Source organism: Corallococcus sp. AS-1-6, from assembly GCF_020037015.1.
Taxonomy (GTDB): domain Bacteria; phylum Myxococcota; class Myxococcia; order Myxococcales; family Myxococcaceae; genus Corallococcus.
The window spans coordinates 36,905-56,581 of record NZ_JAIQDE010000031.1; the positions used below are offsets into that span (position 1 = coordinate 36,905).

Sequence of the window (19,677 nt, forward strand, 5' to 3'; positions counted from 1 at the left end):
CAGCCGCCGCCCGGACGCCAGTTCGCTCTGCGAAATTTGCGAGTAAGCCAACAGGCAGCAGTGTAAGCCCATAAGCGACTCCCCCCCCGTCCCGGCGCGAGGCTGGGAGCGGGGGTGGCGGGCGCGGCGTCAGGCGGTCAGGACTCCGCGCCTTCCGCCGGAGGGGCGGCGGCTTCGGGGGCCTCGCGGGCGGCCTGGGCCTCCTTCTGGGCGGCCTCGGAGCGCTCGTAGGCGCGGATGACCTCCTGCACCAGCGGGTGGCGCACGACGTCCACGTCGGAGAACTCCGAGAAGTGGATGCCTTCGATGTTCCGCAGCACGGAGCGCGCGTGGTTCAGGCCGGACAGCTTGCCCGTGGGCAGGTCCACCTGGGTCACGTCGCCGGTGATGACCGCCTTGCTGTTGTAGCCCAGGCGGGTGAGGAACATCTTCATCTGCTCCACGGTGGTGTTCTGCGCCTCGTCGAGGATGACGAAGGCGTCGTTGAGGGTGCGGCCGCGCATGAACGCGAGCGGCGCCACCTCCACCACTCCCTGCTCCACCAGGTGCTGGGCGCGCTCCACGGCCATCATGTCGTGCAGCGCGTCGTAGAGCGGGCGCAGGTACGGGTTCACCTTCTCCGCCAGGTCGCCGGGGAGGAAGCCGAGCTTCTCACCGGCCTCCACGGCGGGGCGCGCCAGGATGATGCGCTTGACCTTGCGCTCCTGGAGGAAGGCGACCGCCATGGCCATGGCGAGGTACGTCTTGCCGGTGCCGGCGGGGCCCACGCCGAAGACGATGTCGTGGGCGCGGATGGCGTCCACGTAGCGCTTCTGCGCGATGCTCTTGGGGGCGATCTGCCGGTTGCCGGAGCTCTTGAGGACGGTGCCGAGCATGACCTCCTGCAGCGACTCCGTGCCGCGGCCCAGGACCTTGATGGCCTGCTCCACGTCCTCGCGGTAGACGGGCCGTCCGGCGCGGATCATCTCCTCCAGGTTCTCCACGAGGCGGACCGCGAAGGCGACCGCGTCCGCGGGCCCCGAGAGAAGCAGCTCCGTACCGCGCTGCCCCACCCGGACCCCCAGGCGCCGCTCCATCAGCTTGAGGTTTTCGTTCTGGTTTCCGCACAGGGCCTGGGTCGTCTCGTTGTCACGGACGTCCACCTTGGCGGAGGTGGGGGTGGTTTCAGCGCGAGCTGCGGGCACTTCCAGCGTGGCGGGATTTCGCAATGCGCGTCGTTCCTCGTTCAGTGATCGCTCGCCCTCAATTTAACGTCGCCCCTCCCCCCTCGCCCGCCGTCTCTCGAAGGCGAGCCTGCCCACGGGCTAGCGCACGGGCGGTAGGAGGATGAACTGCCGGGCGGCCGTGCGGCGGTAATAGTACTCCTCCCGCCACGGGTAGCGCAGTTCCTCCGGAGTCAACAATCCGGCATCGACCAAAGCATCCAACCGCTCCGGGAGGTCGCCCTTCTCCAACTGGAACACCTCCAGCGCGGCCTCGATGCGGACGCGCTGCGCGTGGGCAATCTGACGCTGGGCGGCGGGGTCTCCCAGCCGGGAGGCGCCGGGCTCGCGCCCCGCGCCCCCGACCCAGCGGGACGCGATGAAGGCCAGCCCCGCGATGACCGCCATGGTCACCGCGATGCGGCCCACGGGCCCCGCCACCCGGGCGAGGAAGCGGGTGTCCTCCGGCACGGGCGCGCGGCCTTCCGGGTCGATGGCGCGCACGTAGTCGCCCTTGACCAGGTTGTAGAGCGCCTTGCAGGTCTCGAACTCGCCCAGGCCGCAGAGGTCCACCATGCGGCGCAGGTCGCGCCCCACGGCGATCTCCTCGTAGACGTGGCGCTCCGACGGCCCGATGACGCCCAGCTCCCCGCCCTCGTCGGCGTTGGCGCGGGGCGGCGGGAGCGCCTTGACGCGCTCGAAGGTCATGTCGTCGCGGTGGATGCGCTTCCGGATGACGGGCCACTCGTCCACCATCCGGAAGCCCTCCATCAGCACCGTCTCCGCGCGCAGCGGGGTGATGCCTTCGGGGCCGGGCTCCACGGGCTCCTGGATGAACTCGTAGGTGCCCGCCTTCCAGGTGAAGAGGCGGTAGAGCGTCTCCGTCACCTGGAGCTGGGCCATCTGCTGGAAGCGCTCCGCGGTGAGGGCGTGGCTCTGCACCAGCACGTCGCCCAGGCGCTTGAGGGTGCGCTTCTGGACCTCCAGCGCCGCCTCCAGTTGGGTCTCCGTGATGATCTCGGCGCGCACCAGCATGGCGCCGATGAGTTCCTTGCGCTTCCGGGTGAGGCTCTCGGCCTTGATGATGTGGCCGTCCTGGAAGCCGACGCGCACCTCCTGGTCCTTGTTGCGCAGGTGGAGCGTGCCGGTCTTCTGCTGCTGGCCAATCAACTGCAGGATGTCGCCGATGCCGAAGTCCTTGAGGGTTCCCTTGAGGGACATGGCTCAGGCCTCCCCCCGCTGGTGGCGGCGCAGGCCGCGCAGGGTCAGCAGGTAGACGAAGAAGAGGACCGTGCCCGCGGGCACGAGCTTGAGGTACAGCGGCACGTCCCCGTACGGCGTGCGGACGAGGCCCCGGTGGAGCACCAGCGCGGCCACCGCGAAGCTGAACAGGAAGGCATAGAGGGCGCCCCGCACCGGCAGGCCCGTGCCCACGTGGCCCGCGCCGGCCACCAGGCTGCCCAGCACGTACGTCACCCGCTTCGTCCAGGCCTGGTGGCGGTCCACCTCGCCCTGCTTGCGCGAGCGGAACTCCTTGGGCACCTGGCTCTTGCGCGCGTAGACGTGGACGCACTGGCCGCACATCGCGCTGCCCACGGACAGGTCCTTGTCGCAGCGCAGGCAGATGGCGCTTCCGCACCGCTCGCAGCCGCGAGACGCCTTCATGCGCCAGGAGGCTTCCCCGAGGACGGCGACGAGCGCCGCGAATACCGCGGTCAGCCCCCAGCCCACCGGGCCCACCGGCAGGAGGGGCGACAGCCACCGGCCCACCTGCCCCTCCACGCGGGCGCCCTCCTGGGTGCCGTCCGCCAGGTCCAGCCAGTCGCGCTCCGGCACCGTCGGGGCCAGCAGCAGGAGGTTGAGCAGGGGGCGGTCCTCCGGCGGCGGGTCCCGGCGCAGGAGCGCGTTGTCCAGGGCCTGCGCCTGGGCGATGGCGGAGGTGGAGCGGTCCAGCTCCTTGCCCACCTGATCATCCGGGAGAAGGCGGGCCCGGCGCCGGTACACCTGCCCCAGGTTGTAGTGCGGCGCGGCCATGGATGGATCCGCCTTGGACGCCTGCGTATAGAGCAGCACCGCGCCGTCCACGTCGCCCAGGCCCAACAGCGCGTTGCCAAAGCGCGTGAGCATCCGCGCGTCGCCGGACTTGAGGGCGGAGGCCGCCTTGAAGTCCGCCCGCGCCTCCTCCAGCAGGCCCCGGCGCGCTTCGTACCAGGCGAGCGCGCCCAGCTCCTGGAAGCGGGCGGTGCGCGCCTCCGCGCGGGCGCGAACGCGGGCCGCCGCGCCCTCCGCGGACAGGCCTCCGCGCTCCAGGAGGTAGACGTCCTCCGCGGGCGTGCCGGCGAAGACGGTGAAGCGCGTCAGGGTCCCCGCGGCGAGCGGCATCAGGCCCAGGCCCATGAGCAGCACCGCGGCCACCCAGCGCTCGGCGCGGCCCACGTACAGCGCCACCGAGGCGAAGAGCAGGAGCAGCACCGGCACCAGGCCCGCGCCCAGCACCGCGGGCAGCGCCAGGAGCATCAGGCCCAGCAGCCCGGACTGCCAGCGCGTCACCGCCCGGGGGAACAGGTGGTGGAAGTCATGCAGCGCGTAGCGGATCCGCCGCAGGAAGAGCACCGCGACCACCGCCACCGCCGTGGCCGCCCACGCCGCGAGCACCAGCGCGCCCAGGTCCGCGAGCGCGGGCCGGCGGTAGCGGGCGTCACCGAGCAGCGTCGCGAGGGCGGACTTCCACTCCCCCGCCGCGCGCGGCACGTTCAACGGATCCCCCACCACGTAGGCCTCCGCCCGGGCGAAGCGCGCGGCGGGCAGCCCGGGCGATAGGGCCACGGCCACGTCCAGGAGCGCGAGCGCGCCGGTCAGGTCCCCGGCGCGGCGGCGGACCCCGGCCTCGCGCACGAAGCCCATGCTCAGGGGCTCCAGGTCGGAGGCGAGCACCTCCTCGCGCAGCGTGAGCAGCTCCTTCTGGGCGGCGGCCGCCGCGGCCAGGTCGTTGCGGGAGCGCGCCGCCTTCCACTTCTCCCAGGCGGCCAGCAGCTCCGCGTCCGTCACCTTCGGCGCCATCACCGGGGTGACGGCGGGACGGACCGGGACGACGACGGGCGGGGGCGCGGGTTCGGCGGGGGCGGCGGGCTTCAGGGGCGGCGGGGCGATGACGCGGCGCCGGTTGTCGGGGCGGGGCTCGGGATCCGGTTCGTCGGCCTCCTCGGGGCCGGGGTCCTCCACCGGATCATCCTCCGTGGCCTGGAAGGTGCTGGGGTCCGGCTCCGGCTCGATGACCTTCTCCTCGATGCGCAGGAGCGGCTCCTGCATCAACGCAGGGGCGCGCGCGGGAACAAGCAGCACGAGGCTGCAACACAGGCCGAGGAACGAGCGGAGCATCCGGACGTCCGATGATAGGCGACAGGCGGGACGATCCGAAATCATGTGGTGCCCACCGCCCGTGCTACAGGAGCCCCCGGCGGGGGGATTGCTCGGGAGTGAATGAATGGCGGCGCCTGGAACGGAGCTGGAACGACTGGTGGAGATCATGCGGCGCCTTCGGGCCGAGGGCGGCTGCCCGTGGGACCGCGAGCAGGACCTGCGCTCGCTGCGCCCCTATCTGACCGAGGAGGCGTTCGAGGTCCTGGACGAGATGGACCGCGTCGCCGACGGCGGCCCGTGGCGCCCGCTGTGCGAGGAGCTGGGGGATCTGCTCTTCCAGATTGTCTTCCACGCGCAGTTGGCGGCGGAGCTGGGCGAGTTCACGATGGCGGACGTCTGCGCGGCGATCAGCGACAAGATCACCAGCCGGCACCCGCACGTGTTCGGGGATCAGCAGGTGAAGGGCGCCGAGCAGGTGCTGGCCAACTGGGCGCAACTGAAGGCGGAGGAGCGCAAGAAGAAGACCGGGCGCGCGGGCTCCGTGCTGGACGGCGTGCCCACCGCGGCCCCGTCCCTGCTGCGCGCGGAGCGCCTGACGGAGAAGGCCAGCCGCATCGGCTTCGACTGGCCGGACCTGGCCGGGGTGCGCGGCAAGCTGGACGAGGAGCTGCGCGAGCTGGACGAGGCCATCGCGTCGGGCGACCGGGACGCCATCGAGCACGAGCTGGGGGACGTCCTGTTCTCGCTCGCGAACCTCGCGCGCTTCGTGAAGACGCCCGCGGAGGACGCGCTGCGCATGGCCACGCGCCGCTTCGTCACCCGCTTCCAGTACATCGAGGCGAAGCTGAACGAGGAGAACGTCCCCTTCGGCGGCGCCACGCTCGCGCACATGGAGCGCCACTGGCAGGCCGCGAAGGCCGTGGAGAAGGCGCTGCCCCCGCCCAGCCACCCGCCGCGCGCGTCCGTGGCCACCCTGCGCCTGGCGGTGCCGGACGTGGCGGCCCAGAAGGCCTTCTGGGATGAGCTGGCCTCCTGGCTGGGCTGGGCCCCCACCCGGACGACGGATGGCACGGCGGCCTACACGGGCGCGGGCCTGGGGCTCGTCTTCATGCCGGGCAACGACCAGGCGCAGGCCGCGTCCCCGGTGGCCATCACCCTGGAGGCCCCCTCGTCCGCGGGGGTCGCCCGGCTCCTGGAGCTGTTCCGGGCCCACCACCCGGGGCGCCTGGTGGCGCGCGCCACCCCCGAGGCGGGCTTCCAGTTCGTGGATCCGGCCGGGTTGCGGTGGGAATACGCCGCCCCGTCGGCTTGATTCTTCCGGCGACAGGCGCCGGTGGGGCCCCGGGAGGCATTCCGGGGGCCTCCCGGGGGTTCCGGAACTGGAAATCCTGATCGCGATCGCACGCGTGCCTTGACGCAACCGGGGCGTCGCAGTAAGGACGGCCCCTCTTTTTCCTTGCCTTGCCTTCCGCTGGAGCATTGCCTTGGCGAACACCAAGTCCGCAGAGAAGCGTTACCGCCAGTCCCTGAAGCGCCGCGCCCGGAACGTGAACGTCCGGACGACCGTGAAGGACGCCGTCAAGTCCGCCCGCGAGGCCATTGCCTCCAAGGACGGTTCGAAGACGACGGACGCGCTGAAGGCGGCTTCCAAGACCCTCAACAAGGCGGCCAGCAAGGGCGTCCTGCACAAGCGCACCGCCGCGCGCCGCATCTCCCGTCTGGCCAAGGCCGCCGCGAAGGCGACGGCCTAGTCGTCCCGTAGCACCACCGCGCGTCGAGGACCGGGCTCCCCGGTCCTCACCAGGTGCTGGCCAGCCGATCGTAGCCGTCGCGCATGAGCAACTCCGCCAGGCGCGCCAGCGCGGCCTGACGGTTGGCCTCGGCTTCCAGGACGTTCCCGCGTCCCTGGAGGTAGTCCTCGGTCCCCGACACCACCGTCTCCCCGAGCAGTTGCCCCTCCTTGACGAGGCGCAGCCGCACGGTGGTGGAGATGCGGTAGTTGTTGGGGATGATGGTCGGGGACGTCCAGATGTTGAGCACCGCCCCCTCCACCGTGGACGTGCAGCCTGGAGCGCTGGCCAGCCGGCCCGCTTCGATGAGGTTCTGCCGCAGGTAGCGCGTGAAGAGGTTCTCCAGCGCGGGCTCCGGCGTCTCGTTGGCGAAGATGGGCGCGCACACCTGCCCCGCTCCCTCCGGCAGCGCGGAGCCCCACGGGCTGAAGCGGTAGCCGCACCCGGCGCCCAGCATCGCCGTAGCCACCACGCCCCACCGGAACGCCTTCACCGCACCCGTTTGAATCGCGTTCCTGGAGGGCCGCATGGGCGCGCACCCTACCCGGCCGCGATCCTCCGTCAAGCGACGGAGTGGGAGGCGGCACCGCCCTCAGGCGTCGAAGCCGGCCACCGGCACGCGCCGCACGCGACCTGCTTCCGCCAGCGCGGCGCGGGCCACCTGGAGCCGCGCCTCCCGGGCCGAGCCTCTTGGCGCCATGCCCAGGGGCCACCGCATCCGTGAGCCGTCATCCAGCTCCACGGTGAGGCCGTGGTGACGGTAGAGCCCCGTAAGCATCACGCCGAGCACGCCCGCGGCCAGCGCCATGATCCGCACCGCCTGCGTCGGCGCCCAGAGGAGGCCCAGCGCCGTGAAGGCGAGCAGGCCCAGCGCCTCCAGGTATGGGCGCGTGCTCCACTCCAGCCGCTTCACCCGCGCCCAGGGCACGTCGAGCGCCGGGCCTCCACCCGGGCGCCCCTGGAATGACAGCCGCGCGTCGTTCACGGCCAGGGCGCGCCGGTTGCCCAGGTCCAGCGCCAGCGGGGTGACGCCCGGCCACGGCGCGGGCGTCTCCGAACCCTCGGGAGACCGGGGCGGCAGGGGCGCCTCCGGCAGCTCCGCGTTGCAGAAGGCGCAGCGGCGCCGGGCCGCCGTCTGGGGGCGCCCGCAGGCGGAGCACATGACGAGCACTTCCGCGGGCACCGCCCCTCCCTCCCGCCGTCAGCCGACGACGAAGTTCACCAGCCGCTTGGGCACGAAGACGAACTTGCGCAGCGTCTTGCCTTCGAGCGCGGCCTTCACCTTGTCGTCCGCCTCCGCCGCCGCGCGCACGTCCGCCTCGGCCGCGTCCGCCGCCACGCGCACCTCCGCGCGCAGCTTGCCGTTCACCTGCACGGCGTACGGAATCACGTCGTCCACCACCAGCGCCGGGTCGAACTCCGGCCAGGACTCCGTGACGGTGGACGCCTTCGCGCCGTAGGCCTCCGCCAGCTCGTCCGCGATGTGCGGCGCGATGGGGGTGAGGATGCGCGCGAGCAGCCGCACCGCCTCGCCCATGGCCGCCTTCTCCGCGGGCGTCTCCGGCGTGCCCACCGCGTAGAGCGCGTTCACGCACTCCATGACGCCCGCGACGGCGGTGTTGAAGGACAGGCGCTCGATGGCCTCCGTCACGCGCTTGACGCACTTGTGCGCCGCGCGGCGCGTCTCCAGCGCCTTGCCCTCGTAGGGGCCCGAGTGCGTGGCCTCCGCCGAGGAGGCCTGGTGCGTGGCGGCCAGCGTCCACACGCGCTTGAGGAAGCGGAACACGCCCTCCACCTGCTCGTGGGACCAGTCGAAGTCGCGCTCCGGCGGGCCCGCGAAGAGCACGTAGGTGCGCGCCGTGTCCGCGCCGTACTTCGCCACGATGGTGTTGGGCGCCACGCCGTTGCCGTAGCGCTTGCCCATCTTCCGGCCGTCCGCGCCGTTGACGATGCCCTGGGTGATGAGCCGCGTGACGGGCTCGTCCACCGGCGACAGCCCGAGGAGCTTCATCACCCGGGTCCAGAAGCGGAAGTAGAGCAGGTGCATCACGCCGTGCTCGGGGCCGCCCACGTAGATGTCCACGGGGAGCCAGCGCTGGCCCTCCTTCGGGTCGAAGGGCGCCACGTCATACTTCGGCGACAGGTAGCGCGCGAAGTACCAGCAGGAGTCGACGAAGGTGTCCATCGTCTCCGTCTCCCGGCGCGCGGGGCCACCGCACCTGGGGCAGGTCGCGTTGACGAACCCCGGCACCTTCGCGAGCGGCGGCTCCCCCTTGCCGGTGAGCACCGCCTGCGTGTCGATGTCCGGCAGCCGCACCGGGAGCTGCTCCACCGGGACGGGGATGCCCTTGCGCTCGGGGTCGCACTTCTCGCAGTAGACGATGGGGATGGGCGTGCCCCAGTAGCGCTGGCGGCTGAAGCCCCAGTCCTTCTGGCGGTACGTCACCGTGGCCTTGCCCTGCCCCTGCGCCTCCAGCTTCGCGGCGAGCTTCACGCGCGCCTCGGCGGAGGGCATGCCGGTGAAGTCACCGGAGTCCACGAGGACGCCGTCCTCCGTGTACGCCGCGTCGAGCGTCTCACCGGCGCCCAGCTTGTCGCCGGACGCGGGCTGGATGACCACGCGCACGGGCAGCGAGTACTTGCGCGCGAAGGCGAAGTCGCGCGCGTCGTGCGCCGGCACGCTCATCACCGCGCCGGTGCCGTAGTCGCTCACCACGAAGTTGGCGATCCAGATGGGCACCGGCTGGCCCGTCACCGGGTTGAGCGCGTAGCCGCCGGTGAAGACGCCCTCCTTCTCCGCGTCCTCGCCCAGCCGCTCCGTCTTGTTCTGCGCGGCCATCTTCTTCGCGAACGCGTCCACGTCCGCGCGGCGGTCCGCCGTCGTCACCTGGGCCACGAGCTTGTGGTCCGGCGCGAGCACCACGTAGGTGCAGCCGAAGAGCGTGTCCACGCGCGTGGTGAAGACGCGCAGTCCAGCGTCATGCCCCTGCACGCGGAAGTCCACCTCCGCGCCATCCGAGCGGCCAATCCAGTTGCGCTGGGCGGAGGTGATGCGGTCCGGCCACTCCTTGAGCGTGTCGAGCGCGTCGAGCAGGTCCTGCGAGTACCGGGTGATGCGGAACGCCCACTCGGGCATCTCCTTGTCCTGCACCTCGGAGTCGCAGCGCTCGCAGCGGCCGTCCTTCACCTGCTCGTTGGCGATGACGGTGTGGCAGCCCGTACACCAGTTCACCTTGCTGAAGCGGCGATAGACGAGCCCGCGCTCGAGCATCTGGAGGAAGAACCACTGGTTCCAGCGGTAGTACTCCGGCTGGCTGGTGTTGACCTCGCGCGTCCAGTCGTAGCTGTAGCCGAGCGTCTTGATCTCCGCCTTGAACGACTCGATGTTCTCGCGGGTGCGGATGGCCGGGTGGACGCCGTCCTTGATGGCCGCGTTCTCCGCCGGCAGGCCGAAGGCGTCCCAGCCCATGGGGTGCAGCACGTCGAAGCCGCGCATCTGGTAGTAGCGCGCGTAGACGTCCCCGATGAGGTAGTTGCGCACGTGCCCCATGTGCATCTGGCCACTGGGGTACGGCAGCATCTCCAGGACGTACTTCTTCGGGGCATCCGGGCGCCTGCCTGCCCGGAAGAGGCCCTCCTGCTCCCAGCGGGTCTGCCACTTTCCTTCAATCGACTGCGGCTCGTAACGCTCGTTCATCGCCATGGCTTCTCGGTCTCTTAGCGGGAGGTAGGACACGCGGGCAACAAGTCTTGGCGCGTCGAAAGCCTGGACGGCTGGCGGCCCCGGGGCCCTGACCGGGAAACCTGGATGGGCGGGGACCGGGCCGGCCCCGGGCCGGGGTGGGGCCTCGCTCGGTGCTTGCCCTCGGGGCCGGGCGCGACTAACTCGCCTTCCCGGTCTGGAGCAGAGGGAGAGCACCATGCAGGTCGTGAGTGTGAAGAAGGCCCTGTCGGGGGCCGTCGAAGCGGGCTCGAAGGTGGAGGTGCGCGGCTGGGTGCGGACGCGCCGCGACTCCAAGGCGGGCATCAGCTTCGTGAACGTGAGCGACGGGTCGGTCTTCGACCCCATCCAGGTCGTCGCGCCCAATTCGCTGCCCAATTACGAGAAGGAGGTCCTGCACCTCACCGCGGGCGCCTCCGTCATCTGCCGGGGCACGCTGGTGCAGTCGCAGGGCAAGGGGCAGGCCTTCGAAATCCAGGCGGACGAGGTGCAGGTGCTGGGCCTGGTGGACGACCCGGACACCTACCCCATCCAGCCGAAGCAGCACTCGCTGGAGTTCCTGCGCGAGGTGGCGCACCTGCGCGTGCGCACCAACACCTTCGGGGCCATCACCCGCGTGCGCAACGCGGCGGCGCAGGCGGTGCACCGCTTCTTCCACGGTGAAGGCTTCTGCTGGGTGAACACGCCCATCATCACCGCGAGCGACGCGGAGGGCGCGGGGCAGATGTTCCGCGTGTCCACGCTGGACGCGAACAACCCGCCGCGCGGGCAGGACGGCAAGATTGACTGGGGCAAGGACTTCTTCGGCAAGGAGGCCTACCTCACCGTGTCCGGGCAGTTGAACGTGGAGGCGTACTGCCTGGCCATGTCCAAGGTCTACACGTTCGGCCCCACGTTCCGCGCGGAGAACAGCAACACCACGCGGCACCTGGCCGAGTTCTGGATGATTGAGCCGGAGATCGCCTTCGCGGACCTCAACGAGGACGCGGCGCTGGCGGAGCGGTTCCTCAAATACGTGTTCAAGGCCGTGCTGGAGGAGTGCGCGCCGGACATGAAGTTCTTCGAGGAGCGCCAGCAGAAGGGCGTCACGGAGCGGATGGAGAAGTTCATCGGCTCCAGCTTCGAGCGCATCGACTACACGGAGGCCGTCTCCATCCTCCAGAAGGCGAAGAAGAAGTTCGAGTACACGCCGGAGTGGGGCAAGGACCTCCAGACGGAGCACGAGCGCTACCTCACCGAGGAGCACGTGGGCCGGCCCGTGGTGGTGATGAACTACCCGGAGGCCATCAAGGCCTTCTACATGCGCATCAACGACGACGGGAAGACCGTGGCCGCGATGGACGTGCTCGCGCCGGGCATCGGGGAGATCATCGGCGGCAGCCAGCGCGAGGAGCGCCTGGACGTGCTGGACGCGCGCATGAGGAAGTTCGGCCTCGATCCCGCGCACTACCAGTGGTACCGCGACCTGCGCCGCTACGGCACGGTGCCGCACGCGGGCTTCGGCCTGGGGTTCGAGCGGCTCATCGTCTACATGTGCGGCCTGCAGAACATCCGGGACGCCATCCCCTACCCGCGCGTCCCGGGCTCCGCGACGTTCTAGTCCGGGCTCAGGGCTTCTTCGTGATGCCGGCGCGCTCCTGCGCGAGCGCGCCGAGCGCGGACCAGTCCTCATCGCCGCGCCCCTGGGCGACGCCGGTGAGGAAGTGGTCTCGAAGGAGGCTCGCCAGCGGGAGGGGCACCTCGGCGGCCCTTCCCGCCTCGAGCGCCAGTGACACGTCCTTGAGGCCCAGGCGCAGCGCGAAGCCCGCGGGCGTGTACTGCCCCTTCGCGATGGCGCCCGCGTAGTTCTCGAAGATGGGGGCCTTGGCGAAGACGGACTTGAAGACGTCCAGGAACGCGGCGCGCTCCACGCCGCACTTCTCCGCGAGCGCGAAGGACTCCGACAGGGCCTCCATCATCGACGCGATGAGGAAGTTGCCGGACAGCTTCACCGTGTTCGCGGCGGAGGGCCGCTCCCCCAGCTCCGTGAGGCCGCGCCCCAGGGCCGTGAGCACCGGTCGCACCCGATCCACCTGCGCCTTCGGCCCCGCGGCGACGACCCAGAGCTGCTTGCCCGCGGCGGCCTCGGGCCGGCCGAAGACAGGGGCGGAGACGTAGCCCTGCCCCGCGTCCGTGTGCGCCTTCGTCAGGCGCTCCGACAGCGCGACGGAGATGGTGCTGGAGGAGACGTGGATGGCGTTCCTCGACAGGGCGCTGACGACTCCGTCCTTCCCCAGCACGGCCTCCTCCGCGGCGTGGTCGTCCGCGAGCATGGACACGACGACCTCCGCGTCGCGGGCGGCCTCCGCGGGCGTCTTCGCCACGCGCGCGCCCTGCTCCTTCAGCGGCTCCGCCTTGGAGGCGGTGCGGTTCCAGACGACGAGCTCATGGCCCGCGCCGGCCAGGTTCTTCGCCATCGGCGTGCCCATGTTCCCCAACCCGATGAAGCCGACCTTCATGGAGATGCTCCCTTCGTGCTCGCGTTCACGCTTCGTTGGACTGTTCTTCCGACACGTCCAGCCGCTCGAAGGCGCGGCCCAGGACGGCGACGCCCAGCGCCACCTCCGCGCAGAGTGCCCCCGCCGCCGCCAGCCCCGCGAGCGGAACCGCCCAGCGCCCCATGACAGTGAACAGCGGATAGCCCACGAGGAGGGCCACCACCGCGGCAGGCAACAGTCCCAGGAACGTCACCACCAGCGTGCCCACCAGCGTGAGCAGCCGCTGGCCCAGCGCCTCCACGCCGCGCGCCCGCTCGGAGTCCGCCGGAATCCACGCGGGCAGCAGCACCACCGCCGCGTTCTGCACGAACAGCCCCGCAAGCCCCAGCGCCGGCAGCACCGGCAGCAGCCCCAGCACCACCGGCGTGGACCAGGGCGCGAGCGTCACGTCGTCCGCGCCCACGCCCAGCACCAGCGCCAACAGCAACATCACCCACTGCGCCACGCCCAATGTCAGCGCGGACGCCGCCAGCTCCGCGCCCACCACCTGCCGCCCCGTGAGCGGCAGCGCGCGCAGGAGCTCCAGCTTCGGCAGGTCCATGCGCAGGTCGGTGCGGAACGCGCTCGGGCCAATCACGGCCATGGCCAGCGCGACCATCAGGGCCATGGGGCCCAGGAACTCACGGCTGTTGGAGAACAGCCGCGTGTCCCCCATCACCAGCGCGAACACGGCGCCCAGGACGCCAAAGGACAGCAACATCACCAGCCCGCTGCCCATGCGCCTGCGCGCGATGAGGTTCTTCCACAGGAGCGCGACCTCCGGACGCCCCCGGGCCTGCAGCACGAAGGGCACCCGGCCGACCCGGATGGAGCCCGAGCGCGCGGCCCGCTGCTCCCGCCGCCGCGTCCGCGCCTCCGCCCCGGCCACCGCGGAGTCCTCGAAGGGCACCTCCACCGCGAGCACCCAGGCGTAGTGCGCGACCAGCAGCGCCAGCGACGCGGGCAGGAAGCGCAGGAAGCCCTCCCAGCTCCGCGCCATCGCGGGGGCCACCAGCGCCCGGCCGGGCCACAGCACCGCCCGGAGCCCGGGGGCGTCGAGCACGTCGCGCAGCCACTCGCGCACCGCGAAGGGCCGGGAGAGGTTCTCCGGCAGCGGGTAATCGCGCAGCGTGGACAGCAGCGTGCCCATCCCCGCCACCAGCACCCCCGCCACCACCGCCCACCTCACCGCGCTGCCCCAGCGGCCTTGAGACACGAGCCACGCGCGCACGAAGGACGCCGCCGTGCCGTGCAGGTAGAGCGTCCCCATGGCCAGCGCCGCGCCCAGGAAGAAGAGCACCGGGCGGGGGCTGGTGAAGCGCCCCACGAAGAGGGTCGCCGCCAGCGCCGCGAGCACCGCGCTCAAGAGGCCGCGCAGCAGCTTGTAGTGCAGGAGCGCCTTGCGCGTGACGGGCGCGGCGAAGAAGGTCTGCACCTCCGTCTGCGTGAAGGTCAGCGCCGGCCGGTCCGCCCCCAGCACCCACGCCGTCACCAGCGTGCCCAGCACGGAGACCTCCAGCGAGAGCTCCGCGAACAGCCGCGCGTTGGGGGACACCGCGCGGCCCGTGCCCTGGACGAAGACGCTGCGCCCCACCAGCGAGTACAGGTACGCGAGCCCCACCAGCGCCCCCAGGAGGTAGCGCGGACGCTTCAGCCGTTGCACCTGGCGCACCACCCGGTTGCGCCACGTCCTCACCCAGAGGAACACCACCGCGCTCGGGAAGCTCACGCCGGCTCGTGCCCCCGCGCTCGCGCCTCCTCCGACGCCGCGCTGGTGATGCGCACGAACAGCTCCTCCAGCGACGCGCCGTCCCCGGCGCCGCCCGCCATCTGCTCGCGGATCTCCGGCAGCGAGCCCAGCGCCACCGCGCGCCCTCCGGCGATGACGAGCAGCCGGTGGCACAGCTCCTCCACCAGCGGGAGCAGGTGCGACGACAGCACCAGCGCCGTGCCCTCCTCCGCGCGGCGGCGCAGCGAGGCCTTCATGCGGCGGATGCCCAGCGGATCCAACCCCGTCAGCGGCTCATCCAGCAGGATGAGCCGGGGCTGGTGCAGGAAGCCGCACGCGATGGACAGCTTCTGCTTCATGCCCCGCGACAGCTCGCCCGGCAGCGACTTCTCCCGGCCCGTGAGCTCCATCTCCTCCAGGAGCGCGCGGCCCCGCGCCTCCCAGTCCTCCACGCCGTAGAGGCGCGCGGTGAAGTTCAGGTGCTCCCAGACGGTGAGGTACTCGAAGAAGCGCGGCTCGTCCGGGAGGAACGCCAGCTCGCGCTTCGCCTCCACCGGTGCCTGCGCCACGTCGAAGCCCGCCACCCGCACGCGCCCCGCGGAGGGCGGGAGGATGCCGGCCAGGCACCGCAGCGTGGACGTCTTGCCCGCGCCGTTGGGCCCCACGAGTCCCAGCACCTCGCCCGGGGCCACCTGGAAGGACAGGCCGCGCACCGCCCGCACCGCGCCGTACGTCTTCTCCAGCCCCTCGACGTCCAGCGCCGGTTCCATGCGTGCCCTTGGGATTGCTGTCGGAGCTCAGCCGAGCTTCAGCAGTTCCTTCACCGTGTCCAGCACCACGCGGGCCTGCACGGGCTTCACCAGGTAGGCCGTGGCCCCCAGCGCCATGGCCCGCTCCCGGTCCGCCGCCGCGCCCTCCGTCGTCACCACGACGATGGGCACCGCCCGGTGCTCCTCCGTCTGGCGGATGTGGTGGATGAGCTTCAGCCCGTCCATCAACGGCATGTTGATGTCCGTCATCACCAGGTCGAAGCGGCCCTGCGTGGAGAGCTTCTTCAGCCCCTCCACGCCGTCCTGGGCCTCGATGCAGACCACGTCCGCCAGGCGCTGGAGCGCGTACATGATGCTGCGGCGCATCGCCTGCGAGTCATCCACCACCAGTGCGCGGATCTGCTGCGACATGGACACCAGCCTAGCACCCGCGCGCCGTCCGGCCCGGGATTGTGCGGCGGCTGTCATGCAGCCAGCGATTCACTGCCCGCCGGGCTGCCGCCGGCGGCGCACCAGCGCGGCCAGCTCCGTCCCGATGTCGTCCAGCGCCAGCACCCGGCTCACCGCCCCGGTGGCGATGGCCTCCTTGGGCATGCCGTACACCACCGCCGTGTCCTCGGACTCGGCCCACGTCTCGCCGCCCTCGCGGCGGACCGCGCGCACGCCTTGCGCCCCGTCCGCCCCCATCCCCGTCAGCACCACCGCCACCGCGCGCGGGCCCAGCACCTCCGCCGCGCTCTCGAAGAGGCGGTCCACCGACGGTGCGTACTTGTCCGCGGGCACCGGTGACGGCGTGCGCAGTTCCAGGCGCCCGGTCCGGTCCGACAGCAGCAGGTGCCGCCCTCCCGGCGCGATGTAGACGTGGCCCGGCTTCACCACGTCGCCCTCGCACGCCTCCGTCACCGTGAACGGGCCGATGCGGTCCAGGCGCTCCGCGAAGGCCTTGGTGAACTGCGAGGGCATGTGCTGGCCCACCAGCACGCTGACGGTCGGCTCGGTGGCCAGTCCCTCCAAGAGCCGCTGCACCGCGGGGGGCCCGCCCGTGGACGCGCCCACGGCGATGACCTGCGGCACCTCCCCGGACAGCACGGCGCCGCGCGGCGCGGCCCCGTGGCGTCCCCCGGACTTCGCGTGGCGCGCCGCGAGCACCTTGTCGAGCAGCTCCCGGCGCAGGTGCTCCAGCGCCGCGGGCGTTGCCTGGACCGGCTTGGCGATGAAGTCGACCGCGCCCAGTTCCAGCGCCTTGTCGACGTCCGAGCGGTGCGAATAGCTGGAGATGACGATGACGGGCGTGGGCGCCGCGCGCATGAGCAGGCGCAGGAAGGTGTGGCCGCCCAGCCGGGGCATCTCCAGGTCCACCGTCACCACGTCGGGCTTCAGGTCCAGGACCTTCTTGAGCCCCTCCTCGCCGTCCTGGGCCCAGTCCAGCACCATCACCTCCGCGGAGGACTCCAGGAGCGTGGTGAGCGTGCGGCGGTTGGTGGCCGAGTCGTCGATGATGAGCACCGTGAGCGGGCGTCCCATCAGCGGCCCTCCCCGCCCGGGAGCTCGGGCCGGCGGTAGACGAGGTCGCCCTTCAGGTGCACCAGTTCGAAGTCCGCGCCCAGGCTGAGCAGGTTCTCCGCGTGGCCCAGGAGCAGGTAGCCCCCGGGGCAGAGCCGGTCGCGGATGACGCCGAGCACGCGGCGGCGCGCGGCCAGGTCGAAGTAGATCATCACGTTGCGGCAGAAGACGACATCCGAGCGCGGCACCAACTGGCTGCCCGCCACGTCCGAGAGGTTGTGGTGACCGAAGCTCACCCACGCCTTCACGTCGTCGCGCACGCGGACGCGGTTCACCCCCGCGGGCACGAAGTAGCGCTCCAGCAGGTCCGGCGGCGTCGCGCGCAGGGCGCTGGGGCCGTACTCGGCGCGGCGGGCCAGGGCCAGCACGCGGCGCGACAGGTCCGTGCCCAGGACCTCCACGTCCCAGTCGTCGAAGCGGCCGCTCTCCTTGAGGAGCATGGCCAGCGTGTACGCCTCCTCGCCGGAGGAGCACCCCGCGGACCACAGCCGCAGCCTCCGCGTGTGCGCGTTGCGCTTCTCCAGGATGGGGAGCAGCTCCTCGCGGAAGGCCTTGAGCTGCGCGGGTTCGCGGAAGAAGTACGTCTCGTGCGTGGTGAGCGACTCCACCGCCGCTTCCAGCTCCGCGCTGCGCTGGGCGTCGTAGCGCAGGTAGCGGTGATAGGAGCCGAAGTCCTGGATGCCCAGCGCCTCCAGCCGGGGCCACAGCCGGCGCTCCATCACGAACTTCATGTTCTCGTGGATGAGGATTCCGCAGTGCGCGTAGACGTGGTCGCGCAGCAGCCGGAACTCCTCCAGCGTCATCTCCGGGCGGCCCTCGTCGAAGCGTGGCATCCGAGTCCTCCCCTCAACGCCCCGACAACCGGTCGACCGCTTCCGCCAGCGCCACCCGGGCCAGCGCGTCCTGCTCCACCGACATCGCCTGCTGGAGCGCGGGCAGGCACTCCGGCCGCCCCAACCCGCCCAGCACGCGCGCCGCGGCCGCCCGCACGTCCCAGCGGGGGTGGCCCAACAGCGACACCGCGAGCGCCGCCCCGTCCGCCGAGGCCTCCGCCGCCCCCAGCGCCGCCAGCGCCGCCTTCACCACCTCCGCGTCGTGATGGCTGAGCGCGTCCCACAGCACGCCCGCGCCCACCGTCCCCAGCTTCGTCAGCGCGCGCACCGCCAGCATCGCGAGCGCGCCATCGCCGTGGCGCACCAGGGCCTCCAGGTCTTGCGAGCGCTCCTTCGCGCCGGCCGCGCCCACGGCCTCCACCGCGGCCACGCGCACGCCGCGGTCCTCGTCCTTCAGCGCGAGCCCCAGGAACGCCGCGGCCTCCCTGCCCCCCTGCTGTCCCAGGGAGCGCACCGCGGCGATGCGCACCCGGGGGGACTCGTCCGCCAGCGCGCCGCGCGCCAGCTCCAGGCCGCCCTCGCCGTCCGCCCGGCCCGCCGCCTCCACCGCCGCCGCGCGCCAGGCAGCGTCTTCATCACGGGCGATCCGCCGCAGCACGGGCAGCACCCGCGCGCCGCCCAGCCGGCCCAGCACCGCCACCGCCGCGGGGGTCGTGCGCTGCTCCACCGCCGCCTCCAGCGCGGCCAGCGCGGCCAGCGGGTGCGCCACGGTCAACTGCTCCAGCGCTCGCGCCGCCATGCCCGACAGCGCGGGGTCGGCGAGCAGCTCCACCAGCGGCGCCACGGCGTCCGGCGAGCGCGTGCGCCCCAGCGCGCGCACCACCACCGCGCGCAGGTCGTCCTCCGCCCACTCCAGGAGCGCGCACAGCTCCGGCACCGACGTCGAGTCCACCAGCAGCACCAGCGCCTCGGCCGCCACCGTGCGCGCGGGCAACGACAGCGTGCCCATGCTGCCGAGCAGTTGGCGCCGGCCCTCCGGCCCCAGTTGGCCCAGCGTGACGAGCACCTCGCGCAGCAGCCGGTCCTCGCGCGCCACCTCCGCCACCGCCACCGCGAGCGAAGCCTCGCCCAGCGCTCCGGCCGCCACCAGCGCGCCGGCCCGCACCTGGACGTCGTCGCCGTCCAGCGCCTGTGCCACGTGCGCCGTCACGTCCGGGATGCCGCTCAGCACCTCGCGCGCCACCGCATCCAGCTCGCCGCGCTCGTAAGGGCCCAGCGCCGACGCCTGCGTCCCCAGCGCGACGAGCGCCGCCTCGCGCACCGAGCGCACCGGCGACGCCACGGCCCGGCAGATGCGCTCCGTGGCCACGCCCGGGGCGTACAGGCCCAGCAGGCGCAGGGCGCTGCGCTGCACGCCCGGCTCCTCCACCAGCGCCATCACCCGCTCCAGCGGGGGTGCGCGCTTCAGTGACGCGAGCCCCTCCAGCGCGGCCAGCCGCACCAGGGGCGTGGGCGTGTCCAGCAGGCCTTCCAGCGCCCTCGCGGCGGCGTCCCCGCCCATCCGGCCCAGCGCCTCCGCGGCCGCCACGCGCACGTTGAGGTCGTCATCGGAGAGCGCGCGCAGGAGCGCGTCCTCCACCTCCGGGCGGCCCAGTTGGCCCAGGATGTCCGCCGCCAGCTTGCGTTGATCCGGGTCCTCGTGCTCCAGCAGCCGCACCAGCGGCGGTATCGCCACCGGCCCCATGCCGGCCAGCGCCTCGGCCGCCGCGTTGCGCGCGCCCGTCTCGCCGCGCTCGCCCAGGACGGAGATGAGCCGCGCGGTGACGCCCGGCGCATCCGGCACGTGGCGCAGTCCCGCCGCCGCCGCGTGGCGCACGCGCCAGCTCTCGTCGTGCAGGCCGGTGGTGAAGGTCTCCAGGGCGCCGGGAGCGCGTGGATCCACCGCCTGCAGCGCCCGGTAACGCGCCTCCTCCTGCCCCGCGGGGGACCGCACCGTGTCGCTCATCGCCGTCCTCCTTCGGGGCTCGTGTTCCTCGGGATGCCCGCATCCTGCTCGAACCCGCTGGAGGAGTCGCGTCCCACGAGGCCCGTCAGGTGTCCCGCCGCGCCGCTCCCGCGCCGGAGGGCAGCCCGGCGCCAGGGCGTAACGTTCACCTTCGCACCCTTCGCTTCCCAGCGGGAACAAGGAGCGAG

Annotated in this window: 16 protein-coding genes; 3 read left to right on the plus strand and 13 right to left on the minus strand. The window is 72.3% G+C overall.

What is annotated here, in order from left to right:
• Positions 1–137 precede the first annotated feature (137 nt).
• The 3 genes from K8612_RS32430 to K8612_RS32440 form a co-directional block, all read right to left on the minus strand.
• Positions 138–1,208: a PhoH family protein gene (locus K8612_RS32430; RefSeq protein ID WP_223765074.1), complete on the minus strand. Its 1,071-nt coding sequence runs from the start codon at positions 1,206–1,208 to the stop codon at positions 138–140.
• Between the two features lie 96 nt (positions 1,209–1,304).
• Complete coding sequence (locus K8612_RS32435) at positions 1,305–2,423, minus strand: DUF4388 domain-containing protein (protein ID WP_223765075.1); 1,119 nt, start codon at positions 2,421–2,423, stop codon at positions 1,305–1,307.
• Positions 2,424–2,426: 3 nt separating this feature from the next.
• Complete coding sequence (locus tag K8612_RS32440; RefSeq protein ID WP_223765076.1) at positions 2,427–4,580, minus strand: tetratricopeptide repeat protein; 2,154 nt, start codon at positions 4,578–4,580, stop codon at positions 2,427–2,429.
• A gap of 106 nt (positions 4,581–4,686) precedes the next feature.
• Between K8612_RS32440 and mazG the strand changes: the two genes are divergently transcribed.
• Both mazG and rpsT read left to right on the plus strand, forming a co-directional pair.
• A complete protein-coding gene (mazG, locus tag K8612_RS32445; RefSeq protein ID WP_223765077.1) occupies positions 4,687–5,874 on the plus strand; it encodes a nucleoside triphosphate pyrophosphohydrolase in 1,188 nt (395 codons plus the stop codon).
• A 172-nt stretch (positions 5,875–6,046) separates the two neighbouring features.
• The gene (rpsT, locus tag K8612_RS32450) at positions 6,047–6,313 is read left to right on the plus strand and encodes a 30S ribosomal protein S20 (protein WP_223765078.1); all 267 of its coding nucleotides are present in this window, start codon (positions 6,047–6,049) and stop codon (positions 6,311–6,313) included.
• Between the two features lie 46 nt (positions 6,314–6,359).
• Here the strand turns inward: rpsT and lptE are convergent, their stop codons facing one another.
• The 3 genes from lptE to leuS form a co-directional block, all read right to left on the minus strand.
• On the minus strand, positions 6,360–6,881 hold the full coding sequence (lptE, locus tag K8612_RS32455; protein WP_223743844.1) for an LPS assembly lipoprotein LptE: 522 nt from the start codon (positions 6,879–6,881) through the stop codon (positions 6,360–6,362).
• A gap of 63 nt (positions 6,882–6,944) precedes the next feature.
• Positions 6,945–7,535, minus strand: coding sequence for a hypothetical protein (locus K8612_RS32460; protein WP_223765079.1), 591 nt, complete (start codon positions 7,533–7,535; stop codon positions 6,945–6,947).
• Between the two features lie 18 nt (positions 7,536–7,553).
• Positions 7,554–10,055, minus strand: a complete 2,502-nt coding sequence (gene leuS / locus K8612_RS32465) for a leucine--tRNA ligase (RefSeq protein WP_223765080.1) — start codon at positions 10,053–10,055, stop codon at positions 7,554–7,556.
• 217 nt (positions 10,056–10,272) lie between these two features.
• Between leuS and asnS the strand changes: the two genes are divergently transcribed.
• Complete coding sequence (gene asnS / locus K8612_RS32470) at positions 10,273–11,673, plus strand: asparagine--tRNA ligase (RefSeq protein ID WP_223743841.1); 1,401 nt, start codon at positions 10,273–10,275, stop codon at positions 11,671–11,673.
• Between the two features lie 7 nt (positions 11,674–11,680).
• On the opposite strand, the gene K8612_RS32475 is transcribed toward asnS, so the two are convergent.
• From K8612_RS32475 to K8612_RS32505, 7 genes are all read right to left on the minus strand, one after another.
• A complete protein-coding gene (locus tag K8612_RS32475) occupies positions 11,681–12,577 on the minus strand; it encodes an NAD(P)-dependent oxidoreductase (RefSeq protein ID WP_373692154.1) in 897 nt (298 codons plus the stop codon).
• Between the two features lie 19 nt (positions 12,578–12,596).
• Positions 12,597–14,318 (minus strand): putative ABC exporter domain-containing protein, encoded by a 1,722-nt coding sequence (locus tag K8612_RS32480; protein ID WP_223765082.1) that lies wholly within the window; start codon positions 14,316–14,318, stop codon positions 12,597–12,599.
• A complete protein-coding gene (locus K8612_RS32485) occupies positions 14,315–15,088 on the minus strand; it encodes an ABC transporter ATP-binding protein (RefSeq protein WP_223765083.1) in 774 nt (257 codons plus the stop codon). Before K8612_RS32485 ends, K8612_RS32480 begins: the two co-directional genes overlap by 4 nt.
• A gap of 27 nt (positions 15,089–15,115) precedes the next feature.
• Positions 15,116–15,499, minus strand: a complete 384-nt coding sequence (locus K8612_RS32490) for a response regulator (protein ID WP_206797946.1) — start codon at positions 15,497–15,499, stop codon at positions 15,116–15,118.
• Between the two features lie 69 nt (positions 15,500–15,568).
• A complete protein-coding gene (gene cheB / locus K8612_RS32495; protein ID WP_223765084.1) occupies positions 15,569–16,612 on the minus strand; it encodes a chemotaxis-specific protein-glutamate methyltransferase CheB in 1,044 nt (347 codons plus the stop codon).
• Positions 16,612–17,484: a protein-glutamate O-methyltransferase CheR gene (locus K8612_RS32500; protein WP_223765085.1), complete on the minus strand. Its 873-nt coding sequence runs from the start codon at positions 17,482–17,484 to the stop codon at positions 16,612–16,614. Before K8612_RS32500 ends, cheB begins: the two co-directional genes overlap by 1 nt.
• Positions 17,485–17,497: 13 nt before the next feature.
• Entirely contained in the window at positions 17,498–19,489 is a 1,992-nt protein-coding gene (locus K8612_RS32505; RefSeq protein ID WP_223765086.1) for a HEAT repeat domain-containing protein, read from the minus strand.
• Positions 19,490–19,677 lie beyond the last annotated feature (188 nt).